The 5,519-nt window shown below is 75.7% G+C and carries 1 protein-coding gene; it reads left to right on the top strand.

The features are described from left to right. On the top strand, positions 1 to 5,519 hold a 5,519-nt coding region (locus tag AB4039_RS41155), incomplete at both ends, for a type I polyketide synthase (protein WP_442273198.1).

The raw sequence follows: 5,519 nt of genomic DNA, 5'->3' as shown, positions 1-5,519 counted from the left end.
TGCTGGAGGGTCCCGAGCTGACGGCGGCGTACTGGTACGAGAACTGCCGCCGGCCGGTGTCCTTCGAGCCGGTCGTCCGCTCCCTGCTGGCCGACGGGTTCCGGGCGTTCGTGGAGTCCAGCGCGCACCCGGTGCTGACGTACGGGCTGCTGGAGACGGCGGAGGCCGCGGGCACGGAGATCCTGGCCACCGGCACCCTGCGGCGCGGTGAGGGCGGCCTGGCCCGCTTCACCACCTCCCTGGCCACCGCCTGGACCCGCGGCGTCGACGTCGACTGGAACTCCGTCCTCACCGACTCCGGGGCCACCGCGGCCACCGAACTGCCCACCTACCCCTTCCAGCGCGCACGCCACTGGCTCGACGCCCCGGCCACGGGGGCCGCCGACGTGTCCGCCGCGGGCCTGGCCGAGGCCGGACACCCGCTGCTGGGCGCCTGCGTCCGGATCGCCGACGGCGACCGGTTCCTGCTGACCGGCCGGATCTCCCTCCAGGGCCACCCGTGGCTCGCCGACCACGGCGCGCTGGACACCGTCCTGCTGCCGGGCACCGCCTTCGTCGAGCTCGCCGTCCGGGCCGGTGACGAGGCCGGCTGCGCCCACCTCGAAGAGCTCACCCTCGAAGCCCCGCTCGTACTCGCCCCCCGCGCGGCCGTCCAGGTCCAGGCCGTCGTCGGAGCCCCCGACGGCTCCGGCCGCCGTTCCGTCGCCGTCTACGCGCGGCCCGACGACGCCGACACGGACGCCGCCTGGACCCGTCACGCCAACGGCTTCCTGGCCCCCGCCTCCGCCCCCGCCGCCGACGCGGACCTCACCGCCTGGCCGCCGGCCGGCGCGGAGCCCGTCGACATCGAGGGCTTCTACGAGCGGACGGCCGAGGCCGGTTACGCGTACGGGCCCGCGTTCCAGGGCCTGAAGGCCGCCTGGAGCGCGGGCGGGACCGTGTACGCGGAGGTGGCCCTGGACTCCGCGCAGCGCGAGGAGGCGGCCGGCTTCGGCCTGCACCCCGCCCTCCTCGACGCCGCCCTCCACGCCGAACAGCTCGTCCGCGCCGCCCGCGGCGAGGACTCCGGCGTCCGGCTGCCCTTCGTGTGGAGCGGCGTGTCCCTCCACGCCACCGGCGCCACCGCACTGCGCCTGCGCATGACCCCCCTCGGCACCGACACGGTGGCGCTGGACGTGGCCGACACCGAGGGCCGCCCCGTGGCCGCCGTCGAGTCCCTCGTCCTGCGGCCCGTCGCCGCGGGAGCCCTGCGCGGCGCACACCGCGACGGACTCCACCGCGTGGAGTGGTCGGCGGTCCCCGCGGCCGGCGGCGCCGCGCTCCCCGACTGGACCGAGCTCGGCGGCGCAGCCCACCCCCGCCTCGCCGACCTCACCGCCGCCCTCGACCAGGGGCTCGCCGTCCCCTCCACGGTCGTCTACTCCTACGCCCCCGCCCCCGCCGCCGACACCGTGGCGGACGCGGACGCGGCCCGGACCGCCGAAGCCGCCCGCGCGGCGACCGCCGACGCCCTCGGACTCGTCCGGGACTGGCTCGCCGAGGACCGGCTGGCCGCCGCCCGCCTGGTGATCGTCACCCGGGGCGCCGTCTCCGTACGCGCCGGGGAGGACGTCACCGACCTCGCGCACGCCCCGCTGTGGGGCCTGCTGCGCTCCGCCCAGACCGAGAACCAGGACCGCTTCGTCCTCGTCGACCTCGACCCGTGGGAGGGCGGCGACACCGACACCGCCCTCGCCGCGGCCCTCGCCACCGGCGAACCCCAGCTCGCCGTCCGCGACGGCTCGCTGCTCGCCCCCCGGCTGGTCCGGGCCACCGAGCCGGCGGGCCGCCGACCCCTCTGGAGCCCGGAGGGGACGGTGCTGATCACCGGGGGTACGGGTGCGCTGGGTGCGTTGGTGGCCCGGCACCTGGTCACCGAGCACGGGGTGCGGCACCTGTTGCTGACGGGCCGTCGTGGTCCGGATGCTCCGGGTGCGGCCGAACTCGTGGCGGAGATGGCCGGGTTGGGTGGTTCGGCGGAGGTCGTGGCGTGTGACGTGGCGGACCGTGGTGCGCTGGCCGCGCTGCTGTCGGCCGTTCCGGCCGACCGTCCCCTGACCGGGGTGGTCCACGCGGCCGGTGTCCTGGACGACGGACTGGTCGCCTCGCTGACGGACGAGCGCCTCGACGCGGTGATGCGTCCCAAGGCGGACGCGGCGTGGAACCTCCACGAGCTGACCCGCGACCTCGACCTCACCGCCTTCGTCCTCTTCTCCTCCATCGCCGGCGTCTACGGCAACCCCGGCCAGGCCAACTACGCCGCCGCCAACTCCTTCATGGACGCCCTCGCCCACCGCAGGCACGCCCAGGGCCTGCCCGCCACCTCCCTCGCCTGGGGCCTGTGGGAGCAGTCCAGCGGCATGCTCGCCCACCTCAAGGACGGCGACCTCGGCTGGATGACCCGCGCCGGCATCCTCCCGCTGGCCTCCGACCACGGCATCGCCCTGCTCGACTCGGCGCTGCGCGCCCCCGGCGAACCCCTGCTGGTCCCCGTACGCCTGGACGCGGCGACCCTGCGCACCCGCGCCGCCGCCGGGCTGCTGCCCCCGCTGCTGCGTTCCCTGGTCCGCACCCCCGCCCGGCGCGCCGTCGAGGCGGGCGCCCCGGAGGCCGAGGTCTCCTCGCTGGTCCGGCGCCTCGCCGCCCTCGGCGAGGGCGAACGCGAACGCGAGCTCCTCGACCTCGTACGCGGCCGGGTCGCCGCCGTGCTCGGCCACGCCGACCCCTCGGCGATCCGCCCCGACAAGGCCTTCAAGGAGCTCGGCTTCGACTCCCTGACCGCCGTCGAACTGCGCAACCAGCTCGGCGCCGCCACGGGCCTGCGGCTGCCGGCCACCATCGTCTTCGACCACCCCACCGTCAACGCGGCCGCCCGCTTCCTCCTCGCCGAACTGCTCGGCGCCCAGGACGGCACCCCGGCCGCCGCCCCCGACGAGCCCGTCGCCGTCACGGCCGCCGCCCCCGACGAGCCGATCGCGATCGTCGGCATGGCCTGCCGCTACCCCGGCGGGGTCGGTTCGCCCGAGGACCTGTGGCGGCTGGTCGCCGAGGGCCGCGACGCCGTCGACGGGTTCCCCACCGACCGCGGCTGGGACCTCGCCACCCTCTTCGACTCCGACCCGGAACGGCTCGGCACCACCTACGCCCGCGAGGGCGGATTCCTCTACGGGGCCGGAGACTTCGACCCCGTCCTCTTCGGGATCTCCCCGCGCGAGGCCCTCGCCATGGACCCGCAGCAGCGGCTCCTCCTCGAAGCCTCCTGGGAGGTCTTCGAGCGGGCCGGCCTCGACCTCGACAGCGTGCGCGGCAGCCGGACCGGCGTCTTCGCCGGATCCATGCACCACGACTACGCCTTCCGCGTCGAGGAGAACCCGCAGAAGGTCGAGGGCTACGGCCTCACCGGCACCCAGGGCAGCGTGGTTTCCGGCCGCGTCGCCTACGCCTTCGGGCTGGAGGGCCCGGCGATCACCGTCGACACGGCCTGCTCCTCCTCGCTGGTCGCCCTGCACCTGGCCGCGCAGTCGCTGCGCCAGGGCGAGTGCACCATGGCCCTGGCCGGCGGTGTCGCCGTCATGGCCACCCCGAGCGTGTTCGTCGAGTTCAGCCGCCAGCGCGGCATGGCCGCAGACGGCCGCTGCAAGTCCTTCTCCGCCGGCGCCGACGGGACCGGCTGGGCGGAGGGCGTGGGCGTGCTCCTCCTGGAGAAGCTCTCCGACGCCCGTCGCAACGGACACCGGGTCCTCGCCGTCGTCCGCGGTACGGCCACCAACCAGGACGGCGCCAGCAACGGCCTGACCGCCCCCAACGGCCCCGCCCAGCAGCGCGTCATCCGCCAGGCGCTCGCCAACGCCCGGCTCGCCCCGCAGGACGTGGACGCCGTCGAGGCGCACGGCACCGGCACGACCCTCGGCGACCCCATCGAGGCACAGGCGCTCCTCGCCGCCTACGGCCAGGACCGGCCCGAGGACCGGCCGTTGTGGCTCGGCTCGCTGAAGTCGAACATCGGGCACGCGCAGGCCGCCGCCGGTGTCGCGGGCGTCATCAAGATGGTCATGGCCATGCGCGAGGGCGTCCTCCCGAAGTCCCTCCACGTCGACGAGCCCACGCCCGAGGTGCTGTGGTCCGCGGGCGCGGTGGAACTCCTCACCGAGCCCGTGGAGTGGCCGGAGACCGGCCGCCCGCGCCGGGCCGGCGTCTCCTCGTTCGGCATCAGCGGCACCAACGCCCACGTGATCATCGAACAGGGGCCGCAGGAGCCCGCGCCCGCTCCCGCCACCGGTGGGGAGCCCGCCGGGCCGCTGCCCTGGGTGGTCTCGGCCCGCAGCGCCGGAGCGCTGCGCGGCCAGGCCGCACGGCTGCTGGACCTGGACGCCTCCGTGCCCGCCGCGGACGTCGCGGCGGCGCTGCTGACCACCCGCTCGCCGCTGGAGCACCGAGCGGTCGTGCTCGCCGGTGACAGGGACGGCTACGCGGCCAGCCTCCGCGCCCTCGCCGAGGGCGCGGGCGCGCCCGGCCTGACGCAGGGCGTCACGGGCACGGGCGAGCGGCTCGCCTTCCTGTTCTCGGGTCAGGGCGCGCAGCGTCCGGGGATGGGGCGTGAGCTGTACGAGGCGCAGCCGGTGTTCGCGGCCGCGTTCGACGAGGTGTGCGGACGGTTCGACCTGCCGCTGAAGGAGCTGGTGTTCGGGGGCGGGGAGGAGGTCCACCGCACGGAGGTCACCCAGCCGGCCCTCTTCGCCGTAGAGGTGGCGCTGTACCGGCTGGCGGAGTCGTTCGGTCTGCGTCCGGACTTCGTGGCGGGTCATTCGATCGGTGAGATAGCGGCGGCGCACGTGGCGGGGGTGTTGTCCCTGGCGGACGCGGCCCGTCTGGTGGCGGCGCGCGGTGCGCTGATGGGCGCCCTGCCCGAGGGCGGGGCGATGGTGTCCGTGCGGGCGACCGAGGACGAGGTCCGGGARCTGCTGAGCGCCGACGTCGACATCGCCGCGGTCAACGGGCCCGATTCGGTGGTGATTTCGGGTGCCGAGGACGCGGTCCTGGCGGTGGCCGCGACGCTGGCSGAGCGGGGTCGCAAGACSAAGCGGCTGACGGTCTCGCACGCCTTCCACTCGCCGCTGATGGAGCCGATGCTGGAGGCCTTCCGCGAGGTCGCGGAAACCCTCRCCTATTCCGCCCCCTCCATCCCGGTCGTCTCCAACGTCACCGGCGAGCGGATCACCGAGTTCTCCGCCGATTACTGGGTCCGTCACGTCCGCGCCGCCGTGCGCTTCGGCGACGGGATCCGSTACCTCGCCGAGGAGCAGGGTGTGGGTCACTTCCTGGAGCTGGGTCCGCAGGGTGTCCTCGCCGCGATGGCGGGGGAGAGCCTGCCGGAAGCCTTCTCCGGGCTGCTGACCCCGGTGCTGCGCAAGGACCGTCCCGAGCCGGAGGCCTTCCTCGGCGCCCTCGCCGAGGCCTGGACCCGCGGCCTGCCCGTCGAC

Source organism: Streptomyces sp. M-16, assembly GCF_052114405.1.
Lineage (GTDB): Bacteria > Actinomycetota > Actinomycetes > Streptomycetales > Streptomycetaceae > Streptomyces.
This window is presented reverse-complemented; position numbering and strand designations above follow the sequence as displayed.